17 protein-coding genes are annotated in these 22,432 nt (G+C 50.7%); 13 read left to right on the top strand and 4 right to left on the bottom strand.

Annotated features, from left to right (window positions below):
* Positions 1-620: 620 nt before the first annotated feature.
* Positions 621-914 carry a hypothetical protein gene (locus tag DW195_RS10475; RefSeq protein ID WP_199576252.1) on the bottom strand — a complete coding sequence of 98 codons (294 nt, stop codon included), beginning with the start codon at positions 912-914 and terminating at the stop codon, positions 621-623.
* Positions 915-1,165: 251 nt separating this feature from the next.
* On the opposite strand from DW195_RS10475, the gene DW195_RS00860 reads away from it, so the two are divergent.
* The 4 genes from DW195_RS00860 to DW195_RS00845 are packed head-to-tail and all read left to right on the top strand — an operon-like array spanning position 1,166 to position 2,958.
* The gene (locus tag DW195_RS00860; protein ID WP_118205393.1) at positions 1,166-2,074 is read left to right on the top strand and encodes a MerR family transcriptional regulator; all 909 of its coding nucleotides are present in this window, start codon (positions 1,166-1,168) and stop codon (positions 2,072-2,074) included.
* Positions 2,040-2,501, top strand: a complete 462-nt coding sequence (locus tag DW195_RS00855; protein WP_118205391.1) for a hypothetical protein — start codon at positions 2,040-2,042, stop codon at positions 2,499-2,501. Before DW195_RS00860 ends, DW195_RS00855 begins: the two co-directional genes overlap by 35 nt.
* Before the next feature lie 43 nt (positions 2,502-2,544).
* Complete coding sequence (locus DW195_RS00850) at positions 2,545-2,724, top strand: hypothetical protein (protein WP_118205389.1); 180 nt, start codon at positions 2,545-2,547, stop codon at positions 2,722-2,724.
* Between the two features lie 15 nt (positions 2,725-2,739).
* Positions 2,740-2,958 (top strand): hypothetical protein, encoded by a 219-nt coding sequence (locus DW195_RS00845; protein WP_118205387.1) that lies wholly within the window; start codon positions 2,740-2,742, stop codon positions 2,956-2,958.
* A gap of 660 nt (positions 2,959-3,618) precedes the next feature.
* Here the strand turns inward: DW195_RS00845 and DW195_RS10365 are convergent.
* Together DW195_RS10365 and DW195_RS00840 are read right to left on the bottom strand one after the other, a co-directional pair.
* Positions 3,619-3,756 carry a hypothetical protein gene (locus DW195_RS10365; protein ID WP_158567866.1) on the bottom strand — a complete coding sequence of 46 codons (138 nt, stop codon included), beginning with the start codon at positions 3,754-3,756 and terminating at the stop codon, positions 3,619-3,621.
* A gap of 873 nt (positions 3,757-4,629) precedes the next feature.
* Positions 4,630-5,145 (bottom strand): hypothetical protein, encoded by a 516-nt coding sequence (locus tag DW195_RS00840; RefSeq protein WP_147356467.1) that lies wholly within the window; start codon positions 5,143-5,145, stop codon positions 4,630-4,632.
* Positions 5,146-5,779: 634 nt separating this feature from the next.
* Between DW195_RS00840 and DW195_RS00835 the strand changes: the two genes are divergently transcribed.
* The 7 genes from DW195_RS00835 to DW195_RS10300 all read left to right on the top strand — a co-directional run bounded on the left by DW195_RS00835 (position 5,780) and on the right by DW195_RS10300 (position 16,948).
* Positions 5,780-6,685: an AbiJ-NTD4 domain-containing protein gene (locus DW195_RS00835; protein WP_118205383.1), complete on the top strand. Its 906-nt coding sequence runs from the start codon at positions 5,780-5,782 to the stop codon at positions 6,683-6,685.
* Between the two features lie 592 nt (positions 6,686-7,277).
* Positions 7,278-8,804, top strand: a complete 1,527-nt coding sequence (locus DW195_RS00830; RefSeq protein ID WP_118205381.1) for a PqqD family peptide modification chaperone — start codon at positions 7,278-7,280, stop codon at positions 8,802-8,804.
* Complete coding sequence (locus DW195_RS00825; RefSeq protein WP_118205379.1) at positions 8,792-11,128, top strand: ATP-binding cassette domain-containing protein; 2,337 nt, start codon at positions 8,792-8,794, stop codon at positions 11,126-11,128. Before DW195_RS00830 ends, DW195_RS00825 begins: the two co-directional genes overlap by 13 nt.
* 65 nt (positions 11,129-11,193) lie before the next feature.
* Positions 11,194-12,258: a radical SAM/SPASM domain-containing protein gene (locus DW195_RS00820; protein WP_118205377.1), complete on the top strand. Its 1,065-nt coding sequence runs from the start codon at positions 11,194-11,196 to the stop codon at positions 12,256-12,258.
* 130 nt (positions 12,259-12,388) lie between these two features.
* Positions 12,389-14,170: a DUF262 domain-containing protein gene (locus DW195_RS00815; RefSeq protein WP_118205375.1), complete on the top strand. Its 1,782-nt coding sequence runs from the start codon at positions 12,389-12,391 to the stop codon at positions 14,168-14,170.
* A complete protein-coding gene (locus DW195_RS00810; protein ID WP_147356466.1) occupies positions 14,136-16,439 on the top strand; it encodes a DUF262 domain-containing protein in 2,304 nt (767 codons plus the stop codon). The genes DW195_RS00815 and DW195_RS00810 overlap by 35 nt, the downstream gene beginning before the upstream one ends.
* Before the next feature lie 119 nt (positions 16,440-16,558).
* Positions 16,559-16,948, top strand: a complete 390-nt coding sequence (locus tag DW195_RS10300; RefSeq protein ID WP_147356465.1) for a hypothetical protein — start codon at positions 16,559-16,561, stop codon at positions 16,946-16,948.
* Positions 16,949-16,956: 8 nt separating this feature from the next.
* Here the strand turns inward: DW195_RS10300 and DW195_RS00800 are convergent, their stop codons facing one another.
* Complete coding sequence (locus DW195_RS00800) at positions 16,957-18,015, bottom strand: DUF2971 domain-containing protein (protein ID WP_118205369.1); 1,059 nt, start codon at positions 18,013-18,015, stop codon at positions 16,957-16,959.
* Positions 18,016-18,849: 834 nt separating this feature from the next.
* On the opposite strand from DW195_RS00800, the gene DW195_RS00795 reads away from it, so the two are divergent.
* Together DW195_RS00795 and DW195_RS00790 are read left to right on the top strand one after the other, a co-directional pair.
* Entirely contained in the window at positions 18,850-20,712 is a 1,863-nt protein-coding gene (locus DW195_RS00795) for a leucine-rich repeat domain-containing protein (RefSeq protein ID WP_118205367.1), read from the top strand.
* A 925-nt stretch (positions 20,713-21,637) separates the two neighbouring features.
* Positions 21,638-22,432, top strand: a complete 795-nt coding sequence (locus DW195_RS00790; protein ID WP_118205365.1) for a helix-turn-helix transcriptional regulator — start codon at positions 21,638-21,640, stop codon at positions 22,430-22,432.

The raw sequence follows: 22,432 nt of genomic DNA, 5'->3' as shown, positions 1-22,432 counted from the left end.
TCTGCATCCGGTCAGGCGAGACGGCGACGATGAACGACACGTGGTGCTCTTTCGACATAGGGTGCGCCAGCGACACATGCAGCTCGTCCTCCACGAATTATACGTCTATGGCGTGCTTCCCCTCGGCTGGCTCGGCCTCAAGCGGCGGCAGCACGATCCCTCAGCGCGAGACGACAGCCCCTCCAGTGACGGAGAGCACGTTGCCGCACACTGGACATACATAGAACTTGGAGTGAAGGGCGTTCGCGGAACGATTAGCGTTGCTCACGTCGCGAATTTGAATCTCCTCACGATTCCATTGACACCTTCTATGCCGCCTTCGGGCGGTCTTCGTCCTCCGGCCAGTTGGCCTCCCCGAATTCCACGGGGCCCTAATCCCCCAGCGCCGTGTGCACCCTCGCGCGATTGCGTACGGACTCGATATGCTTGAACAAACCTGGCGTGGCTTCTCCCCGCGTCTCGTAGGCCCGCGCGTGCACGCACTGCGATTTGACCAGTCCCATGAGCGACTTCGTGGCCGTGTTGTCCCACGGCGAAGATATCGAACCCATGGACGGGCTAATCTCGCGCTCGTAAACGGGCGGCCGCATCAAGATCTCCTTATAGATGAAGTAGTGTGCCTATGCGCCCGCGGCGAATCGCGAAAAGTACAGCAGGTTGTTGCGTGCGCTCGCACTCGTCGCCGTGTAATGCACAATGACGATATTCATCAAACACCCCTGGCACCACGGGAGTGCAGTAGGCATCATTCCCAGGTGTTGCTCGTCAGAAACTCGTTCATCGCCCATCTTCTCATCGAGCGACTCCACGTCGCGACGGATCACGGCCACGTTCTGCTCCAGGCGACAGGTGCGCGCAACCAGGCAGTTGTGATTCTTGACACGCTTCGTCAACTCGTCGTTCTTCACCTCCATCACGGCGCAACTTCGCGAGATGGGGAGAACCACCCCCAACGAGCGTCATCGCCCCGCCTATGAGCGCCACCGCGATCGACTCCATGCGAAACCTCCCGAACAAAACGCAGCCCTTGCTGCCGTACATCTTCTCGGATGGTCACAAATAGGGCGGCAGTTGAAAAGCAAAGAGCTATTTATTTGATTTTTTGAACTGTCTAATAGGATGACAGTTTGGGCATACCTTATTCTCCATTCAAGGAGGTAAGACCATGTGGCGAATAAAAGACGTATCAAGGATGACTGGCGTTAAAAGGGACAACATCCAGCAGATATGCGACAAACACGATTCACGTTACTTCATCTTTTGCCCCGAGGACAGCAGACAAGGCAGGCGTTTCTTCGATGAGGAGGATGTGCTGAAAGTTGCCCTCGTAGGTCAATACCAGAAAATGGGCTATAGCCTGACCTCCATCAAGAGGGCCTTTGATGAGATGGAAAGCGCCGAGCAGCCGTTCGAGGAAATAACCGAAAGACAGCTGGAGGAACTAACTGCGAAGCGCCAAGAGTTGGACAGGCAGCTCAAGTTCTGCAAGGAGCTCAACAGGGCATCCCATGGGCGAAACCCGAAGGAGGCGGTCCAAGCACTTCTGCGGAAGCGCCTGGCGGAAGCGCTGGTCGACTCGACGAAGGCCCTTCTCATCGACATAGGCTGCCCGATAGACGATTCGGAATTCGAATCGACATTTCAAGAAAAGCTGGGAATAGGCTCAGAGGATTTCTGCAACGCGCTTCTTGATGCACCCGACCTGTCAAGCCTGAGGCTTATCGAAAACAACGCGGCTGTCGAAGAAAAGCTGGAACGCGATTTCGCGAGCATCGATTCTGCAAGCGCCGAGGAAGTCTTAGCCCCCGATTCTCCGCTGATACAGCAGGTGCTCGGCAATTTATTGCAGCTGACGGGTAGGCAAACGCCAGATGAGGCGAAGGAGCACGCCGAGATGTTTGCCTGGCTCCTATGGAACAAGCTGCTTGAAGACCAGTATCTAGAGCTCTTTTTGGAAATAGGAATCGGACAAGGTGCGTTTGATTTCATAAATAAGGCAATGACACATTATGCGATAAGTAATTGGAAGGAGAAGGAAGATGAAGGAAGGCAAGCACAACAAGACCAGGAATGACGACCGGGCGATCGATGATGTCAGAGAGGTCGACGCCTCTGCTGCCGAAAAGAGCCACCCGAAGAAAAAGATCGCCACCAGGATGGTGACGGGCATAGCCGCCGCAGCCGTCGGAATCGGCATCGCCCTGCTCGTGAGCAGTAAGCTCGACCTGTCTGCGATATCGCCCGCATCGGCGGCAAAGGGCTCAAAGGCCATCGCCGACGGAGCAGCCAAGGTGGTTGCCCAGGCAGCCGTTCCGCCCGCCGTGGAGACGGTCGTCACACAGCCGAAGGTCGTGAACGTCGACTGGTTTCTCCGCAAGCTGCCCGAAAACCGGCACGCCTCGCCGGACGCGGTCTCGTACGCGGTTGCCCTCGGGGTCGACCTCGCCGAAGGCCAGACCATCGTAAGGCCCCAGACGAGACTCTACCGCCGAGCGGCATAACCCCCTGGAAGACTCAATAATCGCAAGAGAAACGGAGCAACGAATGGGGCACAGCCAGACAGCAATCGAAAAGAAGACCCGCACAGGCCTTTTCGGTGGCGAGAACAGCCGCGAGGAGAAGCGGATACCCCGCTTGCTCATGGCGCTGCTAGCATGTGCGGTAGTAGTCCGCGTCTTGCACGCCATCGGCCAGGTCATGCTCGTCACGCAAATGTGCGCATAAACGAAAGGTACCACCATGGTCATCTACAGAACGCAAGAATGGGACGGGTATGGAAAACAAAACTACTACTGGAACGAGTACCGTCGCGAAGGCGACACCGTAGTCAAGTACAAGTGCAACAGGCGCAAGTTCTTCGATGGTGACGAAAGTAACTGGGAGGAAAGCGAACACGAGGAAGATTCGTGGTCCATCGACGATTCCAACATGCCCGATTGGCTGCGCAGCTACCTCTAACGGCAAATAATTTTTGAACTCGTTAAGCCCTCGCGCCTCCACAAGGGACGTGGGGGCTCCCCATCCCGCTCCACCGTCAAATATCTGAGTTCCCCGCAGCAACCAGTCTGAGTCCATCAGAATCGTCTTTAGCTTCGAGCGCGCCAAAGCATACGTCGCGATCCCCGGCGCGGACGCCTTGAGCCCATGCAGGTCAATCGGCTCCAAAGCCGTGCACGGGTTAGACGCACGCTGTATCTTCACCACGCCCCAGAGTGAGTTCATGCCATCCACGCGGGTAAGCACCGAGCAACTGCAGACCCAGAAGTTCGTGCACGCCTCAGCACCGCACGCCACACTGCCCTTGGTTACCACTGTGCGCGCGTCTTTCGAGTTGCGCGCGAAGAACGCGTCCGCCACCACCTCTCACCCGCGCGGATGACGCCCGAGCCTGAAAGCGAACTGCCGTTGTCGAACAGTTCGCCCACGGGCCACGTGCGGCTGTCTTTGGCCGGGCGATCAGCATGCCCCGCGGTCCATTCCAACTCAGAAGCACCTGAGGTCCCACCGGCACGAACCTGCCCGCGCCGCTCACCAGGCGGCTATACGAGTAGGGCACCGAGCCCGCCTTCTTCATGCCGCTGCGTCGAGGCCCACAGCGCAGATGCCCTCCAGCTGCCCTTAGCTCGTAAACGCCTGCATGGTGTCCGCTATGCCCAAAAGGTGCTCGAAGCCCGCCACCTCGCTCATGGCGGAGAAGCCAGTGAACCAGTAGGCGTAGCTCGTCAAGCCCACCTCGGTGAACAAAGAGTCGATCACCGCCGCGCCCGAGAACCCCACCGCCGGCACCCCTCAGGTGGTCATAGCCTTGACCGCAGAGCGCTGAACGTCGCTTCCTTAGCAGCGAGATTCTTTACTCCCCATTAACCACCTGAGGAAACGCCGTACGGAGACCGCAAAAATGCCCATTGAGTTCGATTTGAGTTTCACGGTCCCCGAAACGACCCCGTTTCGCCCTCGGGGACAAAAATCGCGCGTCTACTCACTTGGGATAAACCCTTACTCCCATTTCTCCGAATACCGCCCCGTGCCTTACCGTCTTCAAACACGGGGAGTAAATTGCAAAATCGCAGGTAAAAGGTAGTAAAACGGCAAAGAAAAAGCCTCCGTCCCAACATGGGAACGGAGGCTCGATTACCGTATTTACTCACCAATGTCGCTGGCGGCTTTGCCGTGATTCTCGTACAAAACGAAACTCAGCGGCACAGTGCGGCACTCAAAAGTGCAAGTCAAAGCCCCATCGGCTTACTCCCACTCGATCGTAGCGACTTTAAAATACATTTCGCTTCATGCCATCTCGTTGCTTCTTGTTCGGGAAGTTCCTTGTAGAGCGAATCATTTTGTAATCGGGCGGGGTGATTACAAAATGTGACTTGCGCTCCTGCTCTGCCCGATTCGCGACTATTCCCTGGCGATTACTCCCATTTTCGCAAAGGGGAATTATCGCAGGGGGCTTGCATTTCTTCGAAATGAGGTCATCTTGCTCGATGGGTGAGATTTGGTTTTCATCGACCGGTTCTGATGCCAGTACCATGCAAGGCATGTTTAAGCGAAATGCTTCTCGGGAAAGGAGCGAGCAGGCGATGCTGAGCGGGTAAGTGGGGCAGCCCAGCAGATGCACTCGGCAAACGACTATCGTCTGGTTTCGATCCATTTCCCTTTATCTTGGTCAAAGCGGGCTTCCATGGTTGTTATGTCGTCGTTCGCTATGGACTCTAGATACCCTATCCAGCTTTCTAGTTTGACATGGTAAAGCTTATCGTTCGCGCTTTGGTCCGATGCAACGAAGAAGCCCAAAATGGTCCCATCCTCTCCAACTTCGAAAGTCGGGATTATAAACGAATGAATGATCTGGTTAAGTATTCTCCTGCAGGAAACAGGCTGAACCACCTCGTTCTCGAAGTCGTAGTAATCGCGTTCCGGGAATCGACGAAGCAAGGGCTGGACATGCTCAGGGCTTTCTAATTTATTCGAAATGACGCCAACGGAAATGTTGTGGCCGCTTATCGGGTCGGTGGTTTTCTTGGCGTCTATCAGCAACCTGGCAACGAATGCCGAGTATATCAACGCTCGTTCAGCAATAAAGTCGCTCTTGTCATCTTCATCGCATTCAAGGGAAAGTGTTGTCGAGGCGAGCTGGTCGATCAAGCTATGCAGCTCCTCTTTCCAGGGCATTGACTCAAAGATCGTTATTCGCTCGATTCCGTTGCTGGGATTTACCGACAATATCTCGTCCTGCTTGTGCCGTGAAGCGGGTTGCTCGTCTAATACTCGATGCTGCATGGCCCCTAATTTGGCATTTATGCCGATACTCCCGTCAGACGCTTCTTATGATAAACGCTTCGCTCTAATCTAAATTGAGAAGTCCGCAGAGACTTCTTGGAGAAGCCAGTCTGCTGAAATAATTTTCTTTACACGCCGCTTCCAGGATCGCGAATCGTGCAGATGATTGTATTTCTGATGGTGGATAGATTCCGATCAGGGAAGGTGGCATGGATTTGGCGCCTCTTGATTCCCTAATGGCCTACATAATTTAAGGCAAGCATAGGATTGGTGATTGTTCATGCATTCCTGAGCCAGGTTGCGATTTAGAATGCTGCTAGATTGCTATGGAGTTAGAAAAGGCGATTGTGCTGTCTGCGTTGCTGGCTCAACGTCGCCAGAACTTGGGAATGGCCCTACGGCCATTCCACCCAAAAAGAACGAATGGCAATTGCTGAGGCCTTGAAAGGTCAGATTGCGGTGGCGATAGGCGGGCTGAAGGATGAGGGGGTAATCGATCATGGCGTTGTTTTCCGAGCGGCTCGGTTTCGTAAAGCCTCGAGAGGTGCTGCAAATCGAATGTGCCAACGAAGAGCTTCGAATGAGCATTTACAACATGGTTCATAGGATTTTAGGAGATTATTCACGAGGCTCAAATGCGGAGGCGATCTGCAAGGAGCTCTGGACGATGGAATGGCACAATCCTGTCGATACGTTTCCCGTCTATAGCGATGAATTTTATCAAGAGCTGCGAGATTGGGTCTTTAATGGCCAATGGTACGTCTGCTACGACTTGATCGAGTTCGTCTACAACGAGCTTAATGACCTTGGTGCGCTAGAGCCAGAACCCCCGAATTTCGGATACGGAGGATGTGGGTGGGATGTCGGCGATCCAAAAAAAGACTTCCAAAAGGACGTGAATGCGGTTCTCGAAGCTGAGGGGTCTGGCTATCGCTTTCTTGGCGAGCGGATTGTACCCGTATCTAACGAACTCGAGCTTGCATCAATCGAACAAAGCATGTCTGCGGAAAGCGGTTTGGCGGGGGCCAGCGCTCATATCCAGCATGCGTTGGAGCTTCTGGCAATGAGACCCGACCCAGACTGCCTCAATTCCGTAAAGGAATCAATTTCTGCTGCAGAATCTGCCGCAAGGAGGATCTCTCCCATAAAAACCGGCACGCTCGCCGACGCCGTTGAGTCGCTGAGAAAAACTCGCGGTCTGCATAAGTCTCTGGCGGAAGCATGGAAGAGGATGTTCGGATACACAAGCGATGCAGATGGCATCAGGCACGGAGGGGAGGGCGAGCCCGTAGATCTCGATCCTGTATTTGCTAAGTACATGCTGGTGACCTGTTCTGCATTCGTCAATTACCTTGCGGAGGAGTTCGGACGGGATGGACAGTGTGCTTGCCGGGCGGAAGAGTAAGCACCCCCCCTGAATTGGATATAGCGCGTGCGATGTCGTAGTCGGTCTTGAACTGCTCGCGCATGCCGGGATTGTCGTCTAGGCTCGCGTACGCGATGTTGTTGAAGCACCGTCCCCCGAGCTCTTTAAGCGGTTATGTTTCACCAGCTGCCCCCGGTAGCGGAAGGTACGGGGCAGTGACTCCGAACCCCCTCTAGCTACTGTTTCGGTGTCCGGTTCCAAACTATTGCAAATTTGATGCGGAAAGAAAAATCGGATGTATTTGCAGGAAGGGAAAGCTGAGGAAAGCTGAGTTGTTCGCAGGGTATGCCTTCGAACGCTTGAAGAGATTGGGCAATTCTGGGAAAATACATTGAGGATGAAATAGTTAGAATCCTTCGGGAAGGGGAAACTATGGAGTATGTCAAGCCTGTGATTCTGAAGCCCGAAACGGTCAACATGGCCAAATGCGGTGACGGTCCTTGCGGAAGGCCCTGTAGCGTAAACAAGGCTTAGCCCGGATTCCGCACAAGACATCGCGAGACGCAGGGTTTCACTCTGCGTCTTTTCTTTTTAATCGACTTTTCTGCGACGCATTACTCGGGGTTTCCAGATGTTCTACAAAATCCGTAATGATATTTTATTCAGGCAGTACGAGCACCATGGCTATATTGCGGATAATTCCGATTATGGATATCGCTTTCTCGACGACTCGAGCTTCCGGCCTGGCGAGACTTTTGTATCTGAGAGCGGCGCGGTCATGCTTTCGATGTTGAGTAAAAGCCCGAGAGACGTTGAGGACGTAGTAGATGACTTGATGCGGATATTCAGGGGCATTGGTCGAGAAGACCTGAAACTCGATGTTGTCGATTTCTTCCACTCTCTTGTCGAAAAAGGATACTTGAGTGAGGGCCTAACCGCTTCGTCTTGCATCGACCGGGGTTTGCCCTCCGTGCCTGCGTCGTCTTATGGGGAGAGAACCCCGATCGTTCCGATGGAAGATTGCGCAGGAGGCCTGATGGGCCCCAGCGACTTTCTCAGGAGCATACATTTCGATGTCGCGAGCGCATGCAACGAGCATTGCGTCCATTGCTATATTCCGGATGAATGCAAGACGAAGACAATTGAAACGAACCTTATTTTAAGGATTCTTGAAGAGGCAAGACGTTTGAACGCCATCCACGTGACCTTCTCCGGCGGCGAGCCCCTTCTCCATAAAGACTTCAACGACTTTCTGAAACGCTGCAGGGAGCTCGACCTTTCAGTCAATGTCCTATCAAACCTGACCATGCTAACCGATGACCACATTTCGGAAATGGTGAAGAATCCGCTTCTCTCTGTCCAAACTTCGCTCTACTCGATGGACCCCTTGGCGCATGACTCAATCACCGGCCTGGTCGGCAGCTTCAATAAGACGGTCGATGGCATTTTGAGGCTGATTGAAGCTGGGATTCCAGTGCAGATTTCTTGTCCCGTAATGAAGCAAAACAAGGATAGCTTCATCGATGTTGTCGTATGGGCAAGAGAGCATAACGTCGCTGTGGCAGTAGAGCCCGTGATATTCGCATCATGCGATCACTCTGGAGGCAATCTAGATAACCGCATTTCGCTCGACGAACTTGATGCTGTGCTGGATAAGGAGATGTCGGAGGGATTCGCGCGCGTAATAAAAGAGGCGGCATCGGAGAAAGAGCTTCTGACGGGAAAGGACCCTGTCTGCTCTGTATGTAGGTACAGCCTTTGTGTCTCGGTTGAGGGGAACGTCTTTCCATGCGCCGGGTGGCAGTCGAATGTTATCGGGAACCTCAATGCAAGTACTCTAAAGGAAGTGTGGGAGGACTCGGAAAAGATCAGATGGCTGCGAGGTATCAAAAGGGATTCTTTCTCCAAATGCGTTAGCTGCGAAAACCGAGGTTATTGCACCGTTTGCATGATGGCCAACGCTAATGAGAATCCGGATGGCAATCCGTTCTTCATCGATGACTTCCACTGCAAGGTCGCCTCCAAGACTCGGCGTAAGGTATTGGATTTCCTCGAAATCAAACAAGAGGCGGAATCGGATTCTCAAAGTGCTGTTAAAGAAGTCGGCACAAGTGATGCGACGGGTCAGATGGGGGCCACGCAAGCATGGAAAAGCTGATTATCAGGGATGCCTATGAGCACAATCTGAAGCATATCGACTTGGATATCCCTCTCGATTCTTTCACTTGTGTCACCGGTTGCTCCGGGTGCGGCAAATCCTCCCTAGTGTTCGATACTATCTATGCAGAGAGCCAGCGGGGCTTCCTCGAGGGCATGACGGGGAATCTCTACGGCCAAAAGCTGATGAGCAAGCCCAAGGTTGGATCCATCGAAAATCTTCATCCGGCCCTGAACGTTTCTCAGAACTATTACAACGTTAATCCTAGATCCACGGTAGGAACCGTTACGGAGATCGCTTATTACCTCCGCTCCGTCTTTTCGATTGTGAACAGTGATAAATCTCAGGATGTCACCGAAAGCACCTTCTCATCAAACAATCCGAAGTCTGTATGCCCAAACTGTTCTGGCCTGGGTATAGAGAGGGCTGTATCCGAATCTCTCCTGATTCCCGATCGCGAAGTAACGCTGAGGGATGGAGGAATTCTTTTCTTTAAGGGTTCTCCCGAAAGCAAAGAGCAGAAATATCTGGAGGCTCTTTGCGAACACTACGGGATAGACATCGAGAAAAAAGTGTCCGAATTATCCGAGCGCGAGCTCGACCTTCTTCTCCGCGCAGATGAGGGAATACGCTATCAGCTTTCGTACAAAGAGGGAAAGCGGAGGAAACGCCATTATGTACACCTGGAGGGCGCCATCCCTGCCATTATGAAACGCATGTCGGATTGCGAATCTTCTTCGGAGCGGTTATCTACGTTTGGCCGGTTCACGGAGGAGCGGCCATGCTCTGCTTGCGGAGGAGCAAAGCTTCGACCTGATGTCCTAGCCTACAAGGTGGACGGGGTGAACTACGCCGCGGCGGAGCATATGGAACTGACTTTGCTTCGCTCATGGCTTTGCGAGATCGGGGATCTCAGAGCCTCCACACCCCACGGCGACGCCATTGCCCAGCTTGTAGATGGCGCGGTGCGCAAGCTGGATGCCCTGATCAAGCTCAACGTTGGCTACCTTTTTCTGGCCAGGACCGTTCCCTCCCTTTCTGACGGAGAGCGGCAGCGGGTTCGAATAGCGACGCAGCTTACATGCTCTCTAAGGGGATTGCTCTACATACTTGACGAACCCTGCAAGGGGCTGCATTCCAGGGATATCGGCCGAATAACGCAAGCGACAAAAGAGCTGGTTGATCGGGGAAATACTGTCATCGCTATCGAGCATAACAAGCAGTACATTTCGTCCGCGGACGGCATTATCGAGTTGGGACCGGTTGGTGGGCCAGAAGGCGGCTATCTGATGGATAGAGCTCCGCGTCCCGACAAAGGCCAGCCGCTGTCTTTCAAAATCCCGTTTGAAGCAGGTCGGTTTTTCGAAATCGGAGGAATTTCCTTCCGCAACATAAAGGGACAGACGGTCCGGTTTCCCGTAGGGGGAATCACCTGCATTACAGGCGTTTCCGGTTCCGGGAAGTCGACACTGGCGCAGGCGATCGCAAAGTGCTTTGCCTCGATCGACGGAGGCTGCTGCGAGTATTTCCACGGTCGCGATTCCGTCAAGCGGGTTATTCAGGTGAATCAGGCTCCCGTAGGGAAAACCCCTAGGTCGACCGTCGTCTCCTACTTGGGAATCTTTGACGACATGCGCTCTTTATTCGCGAAAACGGATTCGGCAAAGAAGCTCAAGCTCGGGGCATCTCAATTCAGCATGAATGTCAAGGGCGGACGTTGCGAATGCTGCCAGGGCACCGGTCTGCAAAAAATCGAATTGAATTATCTGCCTAGCTCTTACATAACTTGCCCAGAGTGCGGCGGAAAAAGATTTAGCGACAAAGTCCTGTCTGTTGCGTATCGAGGCATGACAATACTGGATGCCCTCGAGACCCCGGTTGCGGATATGGTCGATGTTTTCAGCGACTCGAAGAAGATAAGCTCCGTTCTTGCAAGCATGATGAAACTCGGTCTCGGCTATCTGAAGCTCGGCCAGATGTCCATGAGTCTTTCTGGCGGCGAAGCGCAGAGGATCAAGCTGGCAAGAGCTCTCGGCGTTCCCTCCCATGGAAAGAACCTGTACATACTGGATGAACCGACATCCGGTTTGAGCGATACAGATATAGAGAGGTTCGTGAAGGTTCTTTTCTCTCTGCAGGAAAAAGGCGACACTATTCTGATTATCGAGCATAACGTTGAATTTATCGCCGCTGTCTCCGATTATATCGTCGACTTCGGCCTTGCTAGCGGCGGGGCGGGCGGGACGATCGTCAGCCAGGGTTTGCCAGCTGCCGTGTTTGCGGATGCCTTGTCATCGCTCTACGGGCTCGACGACGCGATTTAGCCTTCAGCTGCCATTTTACTTGTAACTAGCTGTGAGTGATTGCCCGAAAGATGGATGGGGAAGAGATGACTTCCAACGATGAGAACAGATTGAAGCAATGCGAGATTGTTTTGACGCATGGCTGTAACCTGCGTTGTGATTTTTGCTTCGAGAAAGAGGCTGGTTACCGATTAAGCGATCGGCTTGAATATGAGGATCTAAGATCCTTGGTCGATCTTTGCGGGGAAGCAGGGGTTCGCTATCTGTTCCTTACGGGAGGTGAACCCCTCCTGTATCCGAATCTTGTTGAAACCCTTCAATATGTAAGCGAGAACTATCCCTCTATCATTCCTACGATAGCAACGAACGGCATGCTCCTTGCCGATGCCGACTATTGTCAGCGTTTGCTCGATGCGGGGCTTAGGTATCTTGACATATCAATGAAGGGGGCGAGCTCCGAAAGATGGATCCGATCAACAGGCTGCGATGGCCTTTCCAGCCAAATGAAGGCCATTCGTAATCTCTCATCAATGCCAATCGAGTTCACCTGTTCGATGGTTGTCACGCACGATAACGTCGCCGAGGTTTGTGATGCAACACGGATGGCCCATGACAACGGAGCCAAGCAATTCTCTTTCACGTTCTATATCGACAACGCTCATTCCAAGGAGAAGGATCGAGATTATCTGGTGAAGAACAATCCGATCTCATTGATTGAGGCTTTCGTATCTCAAGCAGAGCGTCTGTGCGCCATAACGGATGACTGGTGGGTTGAGTACAGTTATCCAATGTGCATATTCACCGAAGAGCAATTGAAGGTGTTGGAAGGAAGACTGGCTGGTCCGTGCCAAGTTCATCTGGGAAATGCGATAACAGTAAATACGCGTATGGAATTAATGCCCTGCGATATGTACATTGGCACCAACCTAGGTAGATTCGGGAAAGAATTCTCCAACCCCCGCGAATTGAAGAAACTATTGGAGGGTCGCGACGCTCAAGATGCGTTGAACGATATACGCAGACTACCGTCTTCGAAATGCGCGTCATGCGAATATTTAGAGCGTTGCTACGGCGGATGCCCCGTACTGTGGAAGAACTATTCCTTCGCTTCGTTAATGAGATTCAAGGAGGAGACGTTAAACTCCTTTTGATTTCCCATTCCTCAGGGATTGCTTGAGCTATGTTAGCCTTATTTGAGGCGTTAAGTTTATGTTTTCCGCAACATTTTTCGGAGGATATCGACGATAGAGCATTGATGCAGATTGAGGTGGTGGGGGCGCTATGGATCCAATTGCAACAGAACGATTCGTTAAGGATCTAAAGAACTATCGTTTTGTCGTTCCGTCCTATCAAAGAGGGTACAAATGGGATCAACAGCAAGTGTCTGAACTGCTTGATGATATCTACGAATTTTTCGATAATGCCGAAAGAACTGCAGACGAGAACTATTGTCTTCAGCCTATCGTCGTTAAAAAACTCAACGGAGAAAAGACGTTTGAGGTTATTGACGGCCAGCAGCGCCTGACGACAATCTACATCATTCTCAAATATGCATACAGAAATGATGATGAAGAAGAGCTTCCGTATTCGATCTCTTATGAAACCCGTCCGGATAGCGAATCTTTCCTAGAGGGATCTCTCGGCGAAATTAGTCTCGAGGATTGTCAAAATCCAGATTTCTATTTTATGCAGCAGGCGTGGAACACGATTGTAGCCTGGCGTGAGAATAACGGTTTGAGCTCAAAAGAGTTCGACAGAATGATTGCTTCGCATGTCGAAGCGCGAACCTTGCTAATCTGGTATCAAATTGCCGATGACCAGGATGCAATATCTATGTTTCGAAAGCTCAACGTTGGAAAGATACCATTGACTAATGCTGAGCTAATCAAAGGAAAGCTTCTTGGCGACTTGAAGAAGCAGTGTGGCGAACGGCGCATGTTGAGCGTTGCGGACGAATGGAACCATATAGAACAGTCCCTACAAAATGACAGATTGTGGTTCTTCCTTACGAACGATGAAAACATTGATTTAATGCAAAGTGCGCGTATCGATTTGCTCTTCTCGATTTGGGAAAACAGCAAATCGAATATTTCGGGTTCATGGGTAAAGAAGAATGCCTACTCGTCGTTCAACTGCCTTTGTCAAATGGTAAAAGAGGGAGCGCAGGTTCTCGATGTTTGGCGCGATATCTGTGACATCTTCGCGCACTTTCAATATTGGTACACGGACAATGTTATGTACCACAAAATCGGATATCTAATCGCTTCTGGCTATAAAAGCGCAGAAGAGCTCTTCCCTCTATTGGTTGATAAAAAGAAGTCAGAGGTCAAGATTCAGCTTGACGGATTGATCAAAGAGTCGCTGGTATCTGCGGGATGCAGCACTTCCGAAAAAATCAAGTTGCTAGACTACAACGACCCGAAGGAAAAGGCCGCGATCAAAAGAGTCTTGCTCTTGTTTAATATCAAGACGATTCTCGATTCGGATCGGGCTTCGATCAGGTTCCCCTTCGAAAAATATAAAACCGATGACTGGGATATCGAGCACATCCACGCAACTGCGTCAAAGCCTCCGACAGATGCCGAAATAGACGGTCGGGCAGAAAAGCGTAGAAGATATTTTGAATCCCTGAAAATGATTGCGGACGATTACGGAATCGATGCCCAAGAGATGAAAGCTGCGATCGATAGCTTCATCGACGACAGCGGCTATGAGGATGAAGGGAGATCGGAATACTTTGCATCCTCTGAAGCATTCGTCGCATTCTATGCCGCGATCGAGGAACAGCAAAACCTGATTTCTAACCTTGCACTTCTGGATGCTGGCACTAATAGGAGTTACGGATCAGGCACTTTCTTGACCAAGCGAGGTGTGATTATCAAAAAAGATAGAAGCGCCGAATTCGTGCCGATCTGCACCAAGAACGTGTTCCTCAAGTATTACACCCAGAATCCTCAATCCTTTGCAATCTGGAGCGCAACCGATAGACGCGAATACCTTGACGGCAAGAACGGAATGATGGACACCCTTGCCTATTATCTGGACGGTGACGATGATGAATAAAGGAAGCAGTAAAACATTCTGGGGAATTATCAAACAGTACAATATCGTCATTCCTCCGATACAGCGAGACTACGTCCAAGGTCGCCCTTCGAGGGAAGTCGCAGAGGTAAGAGACGTTCTTCTGTCCGATATCAAGAAGGCTGTCGACTCCTCAAATATTTTGAACCTGAACTTTGTGTACGGAAAAACAGTCGACACCCTGTTCCTTCCATTGGACGGCCAGCAGCGCCTTACAACCCTTTTCTTGCTGCATTGGTTTGCCCTTCTTTGCAAAGACGAAAAATCTGAAGAATCGATAAATGATGCAATCGACGTTCTTCGAGGTTTTTCATATCAAGCGAGAAGTACCTCCCGTGATTTTTTTGAAAGAATAACAACGGCCAGCATGTTTTTGGATATTCGGGCCGCTTGGAAAAATTCCGAAGGGCGCATCTCCGATTGCATAGGTGATGCTAGCTGGTTTCATCCGAATTGGAGATATGATCCCACTATTAGATCTGCGCTGGTCGTTTTGGATAGGATGGAGGTTGTCTTTTTCGAATGCGATGATCTGTGGGAGAAGCTCACGAATGACGACGACTGTCCCATTCGATTTGAATGGTTGGACGTCGAACATATTGGAAACGAAGATGATCTCTACATCAAGATGAATGCGCGAGGGAAAATCCTTAGCCCCTATGAGAATTTCAAGGCCGAGCTCGAGGGAGCGTCGTTAGGGGTGCTAGATTATCGTGAGCATGTCGAGTTCTTCTCGAGTCTTGACCAGAGATGGCTTGATTTCTTCTGGCGCTTAGGCACTCCCAAAAACTATGACGGAAAGATGTGTAGCTTTCTCGTATGGACCTTCTGGAATAGATGGAGCAGCCTCAACGCTTACGGGAACAAGGATACTGGTTATGCTGACGGAGTGAGGAATCTGCAGTCAAGGACACTTAATCTGGTTGCGAAGGACTTTGACACGGGGTTAAAGAACGCTTCCACGTTGACACAAAAGACGTTTGACTACATCAAATACACCCTGGATTATGCTTCTAGCGAAAACGCGAATCCTGAAATAGTGGACATAATCAGTCGGGCGTCTCAGGCCCAGCGCAATCCTGATTATTCCGAGCGCATCATGCTTCAGGTGGTTCAATCGTACCTTTACCAGGTCAAGGGGCATTTCGACGAGGAGTCGTGGTCCGAATGGTATCGAGTTGCCAATAATCTAGTTCGATTTGCCGGGAGATATCAAGGCTTTAATACTTTGGGAAGATATTCCGGTGCAGTGAAATGCATAGTTGGTATGGAGTGTTTTATCGGGGATTTGCTGGCTAAGCTCGCCGATGAAGACAACGTTGTGTCCGGATTCATACCTGATGAGCAAATCTTGGAAGAAAGACTCAAGGCGGTTCTTATCAATAAAAGCGAGAAATGGCGTGATGCGATTATCTCAGGCGAAAAAATTGAATACTTCGAGGGAAAGATTGGCTTCCTGCTCAATTATTCCGGCATCAACACCATGGAAGACGCCAGGAATGCAACCGACGAAAACCTTGAGCGATTCGTCTCGTATCTAAATTTGATCTCGAGTATATTTGGTCCGTCCGATCTCATTGTTGACGGAGATCTGTTGAGGCGCGCATTGCTGACCAAGGGCAATTATTCGATGCCTAAGAAAAAACTAAGTTATTACATCGTGCAAAACGACAGAGATGTTGACTGGCGGGCCTATTTCAGAATGTTCGATAGTTCTCATCGTAAAGCAAACAGCTACTTCAAGCTATTGTTGGACGATATTGAGAAACGGGGTTGCGACATCGAGGAGGCGATGAATGGAATCATCGCTGATTACGTTTGGGACGGTTGTAGGGATGACGCCTGGGCGAAGTATTTCATTGATGAGCCTCTTCTGTTTCGCGAGATTGGGGCAAACTTTCAGTTCAGAACGAGTCGGCTTTACTCTAAAGGCTGGGTCTGCTGGATGCCTGTCGGCACCAATACGGTCGCCAGCGGTTTCAATAAAGAGCTATTTACTGCATTGACTGCGATTGAACTAAGAAGATTGGGTTGGCACACGGAATGGAAACCACGTTTAAAAGGCATGCAGGCTGGTATTCAGTACGACGTATCGTTTGACGGGAAGGAATACAGCATCGGCATAAGCGATGATTTTTCAGATAAATTGCTGTGTGTTTACGAACGCAATAGCCAGGGTGACTATATAAAGGTTTTCGATTCGAACGATTACGAGCCTGTTGTCCAGTTCATTAACAACGCTGTAGCTTGAGGATAACTCGCAAATATTCATGCGAGATTCTTTGCGATACGTCCGCCTTGCCATCTCGTTGATTGCTGGAGTCGCAAAACCTGTTTAAGTCTGAGTATATCGTCTCTCAGGCAATAATGATGGCGTGTAAAAAACTCGGCTTTGACGGAGTTGCCTATTATTCTCGTCGTGTAACAGATGACGTATTTGCGCTTTGTGGCATCAATCTCGCCCTTTTTGTAGATTATGATCTTAATGGAGAGTACTCTCAGCTCGTTAAACATATGAAAATAGATGATTCCTTCAACTATGCTCTATACAAACAACTATTACCTTCGTTGAAGTATCAACACTATGCGTTGCGATCCACTGACAACGCTTTCATAACGAATATCGGCAGTTACGATAGGCAACATCCATATAGTGAAACAGAATTCTTTGAATTCGACCGATATCTTTTTTCAACATGGCAGAGCAAGAGAAACGAGAAGGGGAAAGACAGTCTTCCTTGGGGTGTACCAATCGATTAGCGGCTAACTTATTCTTCTGTTGATTGGTAAGAGCGAATTGCAAGCTTGCCAGTCCCCTCGTCAATATACGCCTGCAAAATTTCTTTTATTCCGGCGGACTTGGCTGCATCCACAACGCTTCGCTTTTCCGCTTCTTTCATGTGGAGGCCTAACACGACTGACGAGGGAACCATCTGAATCGATGGTCTACCCTCTGCAGACCCTCTGCATAAAAGTCTCCATTCGCAGTCGTACTCGTGCTGCTTACGCTTGATAAGCGTGACCTTTTCGAACTCCCACCTAATTGATTCCTTAAGATATTTGATAAGTTCTGGGCAGGATACTTTCGCATTAGCTGGCAACTCACGAAGTAGAAGGAGTGCAAGTGCGTATCGTGTTGCATCGTACCCCTCATTCGAGTAGTAAATAGGGAAAGGGGCCAAAGAGGAATCGTCATTCGCACAGAGTCCACAACTGTTCTTTTGGCCGCATAGAAATCTTATGGAACAGTTCGCATCGTATATCTGTACAAAGCCCTTATGGTTATCTGCGTATTTCAGCCACAGCACCTCGTTAAGCGGGTCATCGCAGAAGCAAAGGGAGTATCCGACGTTTTGCACTATTCGCCTAATATCGTCGATTTGACTGTTCAGCTGATCGAACTGAAGCGGGAGCTCTTCTATTTCAGCCCTTCCGATTATATCGCGCAGTTTGTTGAAGTCAGGGATGCCGAATTGGCCAAGCAGAGCGATAATCTCTTTAAGGGTGTGTCCTCTGAATGCATCGATAATCAGATTGAACTGGATTTGGAGAGCCTTTTTGTCGACATAAAAATATGTGTCGAGAGGGTCGTCATAATATGGGGGAGAAGAGAACAAGAGTGTGTTCGTGCGCAATTGCTTAAGAGAACCGGGTCCAAACGTCCTGAAACGGCACAGCCGATTGACTCGAGGACGGGCTTGCAAGACCGTATCTCGAACCTCTTTTGAAAAACCGTGCGCTCTTGAGAGAGTGTCCCAAAACTCCCGTCTTTTTTTGGAACCCAGTACGGCCTCCCTTTCGATTTCTTCGTAACTTTCGTTGTCCATCGGCATAGTCCTTGTGAGGGTCGTTCATATATTGTTCTTGGCTATATTATATGTGCCGTCTTGCGTCCTTCGGTTATGCGCTATCCTTTCATTGTCTGATTTATTCGCTGTGCGACCTGCGGTTTTCCCTTTGACGCACGCTTGACGTCGCTTATTTCACAAAATCGCGCAATTTTGGGCGGGAACTTGCGCCCATGACGTCATTTTCTATCTCACGACGTTCGATTCAGAATTTCAGCACATTATTGTGCTTTCGAACGGACGTGAGCAAAAGCGATCATTATTGACCTGCGATTTTGCTCGTCAAATGCTCGTTATTCGGATTGCGAGGCAAAAAAGAAATCCAGTGGCTTACAGGTTTGCCGGGTGAAAAACCGGCCTAACTGAAGCCACTGGATGAAAAATCAGGCTACGAAATGAACCTTACAATAATGTGCGGATGTTATTCCCACTCAATCATCGCAAATTTAAAATACATGCTATATCGTGTCATCTTGTTGCTCCTCTTTCAGGAAGTTCCTTGTAGAGCGAATCATTTTGTAATAGGGCGGGGTGATTACAAAATGAGGTTTCTGCTTCCGTTTCATCTGATTTGCGACTATTCCCTGGCGACTACTCCCCTATTTACGAAGGGGAGTGGTCACAGGTGGTTTTCAACGGGCGCGCACGCCGTCTCTGATACGGCAATCGGGGGATGCAAACCATGCGCCCTCGGAGGCTTTCTCCCTGACTTTTGTCAAGAGCGGAAGGCGGAAAACATTCTTTTTTGGGAAAAACATTCTTTTTTATGGGATAATAAAACAATAGATTATTCATAAGACGAGGAGACCCGTCATGAAGAAAAGTATTTTAAGTCTACTCTGCATCCTGGCATTTGCTTTGCCTTTCGTCGCAGCCACGCCATGTTTTGCGGATACGGGCGAAACCACGATAGGCCAAATTACCTATCGATATGATACAGAAACTGGCGAGGCGACGGTTAACGATGCCGACGAAAGCATTTCCGGCGACGTTGAAATCCCTGGAACAATAGAATTCGGTGACCAGAGATACAAGGTCACCTCTATCGGGGATTATGCATTTAGCTGGTGCACAGACTTGACCGAGATCACCATTCCCGAGGGCGTCACCTCCATCGGGAATGGCGCGTTTTATGATTGCACAGGCTTGACCGAGGTCGCCATCCCCGAGAGCGTCACCTCTATTGGTGATTTCGCGTTTTATGATTGCTCAAGCTTGACCCAGATCGCCATTCCCGAGGGCGTCACCTCTATCGGGAATTATGCATTTGCCTATTGCTCCAGCTTGAAAGAGATCACCATTCCCGAGGGCGTCACCTCCATCGGGAATAGCGCATTTTTCAATTGCACAGGCTTGACCGAGGTCGCCATCCCCGAGAGCGTCACCTCTATTGGTGATTTCGCGTTTTATGGTTGCTCCAGCTTGACCCAGATCGCCATCCCCGAGGGCGTCACCTCTATCGGGAATAGCGCGTTTTATGATTGCACAGGCTTGACCCAGATCGCCATCCCCGAGGGCGTCACCTCTATCGGGAATAGCGCATTTTTCAATTGCACAGGCTTGACCGAGGTCGCCATCCCCGAGAGCGTCACCTCTATCGGGGATTATGCATTTGCTGGGTGCTCAAGCTTGACCCAGATCGCCATTCCGGAGGGCGTCACCTCCATCGGGGATTGCGCATTTGTCTATTGCTCCAGCTTGAAAGAGATCACCATTCCCGAGGGCGTCACCTCTATCGGGAATGGCGCATTTTCCTATTGCACAGGCTTGACCGAGGTCTATATGAAGGAAGGCTTGAGCTTAGGCACCGATTCGTTTTTAAATGTGTCACAGGGCGTACATGTATGGTGCTACGAAGTGTTGAAAAACGCTGAGGCATCCGAAGACGGCAAAGTCCATGTTGCAATCGTTTCCGTAGAAGGCAAAGACGGCACCGACATCACTGATTCTCTCGCCATTTCCGACGGTGCTATGGGCGATGGCTATGTGATTGACGAAGTGAAGCCAAGTAATCTCACTTTGAAACATACGCTCACCAAGACCGAGGCGACCCCTGCCACCTGCACCGAGCCCGGCAATGTTGAATATTGGACCTGTGATACCTGCGGCAAGCATTTCATAGATGAAAACGGTACGGAAGAAATAGAAGAAAGCGAGTGGATAATTCCAGCTGCTGGGCATAGCTATGAGAACGGCAAGTGCACCGTCTGCAGTGAGGTCGCCCCCGCCTTCAAGGCAATGATCATTGAAGGCGCGAACGGAAAGTGGCAAAAGGGTAGCGAGGACGGACTGTCCTTCACCTCCAACGCCGCCTTCGCTGACTTCTTAAAGGTGCAGGTAGACGGAAAAGACGTGGACGCCTCAAACTACACGGTAAAGGCGGGCAGCACCATCGTCACCTTGAAGCCCTCCTATCTTGAGACCCTGTCTGCAGGCAAGCATACGCTGGCGATCGTCTCCGATACCGGCACGGCCGAGACCGAGTTCACCGTTGTCGCGGCAGAGAAGCAGGTGGTCGATGATGAATCTGCGAACGATAAGGCCGCCAGCGACGGCGACAAGGAATCGCTCGCCAAGACCGGCGACGACTCCATGCTGCCGATAACAGTGCTTTCTATCCTTGCCGTCGTCTCTATCGCAACAGGGGTGTTCGCTCTGAGAAGGTCTCGCATCTAGGTTTCGCAAAAGCGCTTTATGAGTCTTATTCCGCCCCGCAGGCTATCCTGCGGGGCGGTTCTTTTATATGGGCGTCGAACAAGCGACGTATCGAGAGGACGCTCTCGATGCGTTGCCTGGAGGGACTCGTCCAGGGCGCAGTCGAGCCGGACATGGAGAAAAAAGGCCTCGTCAGAGGCTTTTTTACGCCGTGACCCAGCTTTGACCCAAAAGTTGGTTTTTCTCTTTCGAAAAACAGATACGAAAACGTATCAGTTCTGGAATTGCAGGCGGCTTACGGGTCGATGGTCCTGCATAGGTTGGAAAAGCGCAGGAAATGATACGAAAACGTATCAAGTGATATTCTTTGGGTGTCGTCATAAATATGCCGAAAACACCTGGTAGAAAGACGAATAACAACTCGTAAGCCGCCCGCAAGACGCTATCGCAGACGTTGTCATTTTGGGGGTCACGATAATACGTGACCGCATTATCAAAACATAAAAAATACCCTCTGAGCAGGCAATACTCAGAGGGTATGATGGGTCACAAACTGATACGAAAACGTATCACCATTTATTCCCACTCGATCGTAGCAAATTCAAAATATGCGCCATCTTGTATCATCTCGTTGTTCCTCTTGCAAGGAGTTCTCTACAGAGCGAATCATTTTGTAATCGGGCGGGGTGATTACAAAATGAGGTTTCTGCTTCCGTTTCATCTGATTTGCGACTATTCCCTGGCGACTACTCCCATATTTACGAAGGGGAGTGGTCACAGGTGGTTTTCAACGGGCGCACGCTGTCTCTGATACGGCAATCGGGGGATGCAAACCATGCGCCCTCGGAGGCTTTCTCCCTGACTTTTGTCAAGAGCGGAAGGCGGAAAACATTCTTTTTATGGGATAATAGGACAATAGATTATTCATGAGGCGAGGAGACCCGTCATGAAAAAACGATTTTTAAGCCTGCTCTGCGTGCTGGCGCTCTGCCTGGGCCTGCTGCCCACCACGGCGCTGGCGAAGGGAGAAGATGCACCTAATACACTTTGGGTAGGCGAGATACAAATTACCGCGAGCGGCTATTGGAAAACAGATACCAATGGCAAACTGACCGATGGCGATAAGAACAACTACAATGTCTACTACGACGGCAACGGGACCCTGACACTGAATAATGCGACAATCCAGGGCAGGGGTACTATAAACGAGGCAGACCCTATAGACTACGGAATTTACGCCGCATCCACAAGCGGTCAATCGGTTGCTCTAACAATCAATTTGATCGGCAGCAATACGGTTAATGGGTACGGTGGAATCAAAGTGATGAGCTGCTTTTACGGCGCGATGTCCGTGCGGGAGAAATCGGCGCACGGCGGCACCTATACGCGCGAGCACGAGTATGTGAACAAGGCGATCGGCTACATCAAGAGCAATTACGGCTACCCGATTCAGGTCAGCGACCTCGCCCGGTACATCGGCATCGACCGCACGTACCTTTACCGCATCTTCTTCGCCTCGGAGAGCATGTCGCCGAAGCAGTACCTGATGCAGGTGCGCATCAACGCCGCCAAAAAGATGCTCCTGAGCGGCGCGTACACCGTGGGGGAAACCGCGCTGTCCTGCGGCTTTTCGGACGCCTCCTCCTTCTGCAGCCGCTTCAAGCGCTGCACCGGCATGACGCCGAAGGCGTTTATTCTGAACAGTCGGAGTTCGTCCCAAAGTAGCGTGGAAGGGGAATGA

Origin of the sequence: Collinsella sp. AM17-1 (assembly GCF_003470665.1) — a bacterium.
Classification (GTDB): Bacteria; Actinomycetota; Coriobacteriia; order Coriobacteriales; family Coriobacteriaceae; genus Collinsella.
The sequence above is the reverse complement of the archived record's forward strand: the minus strand, read 5'-3'. Positions and strand labels throughout refer to the sequence as shown.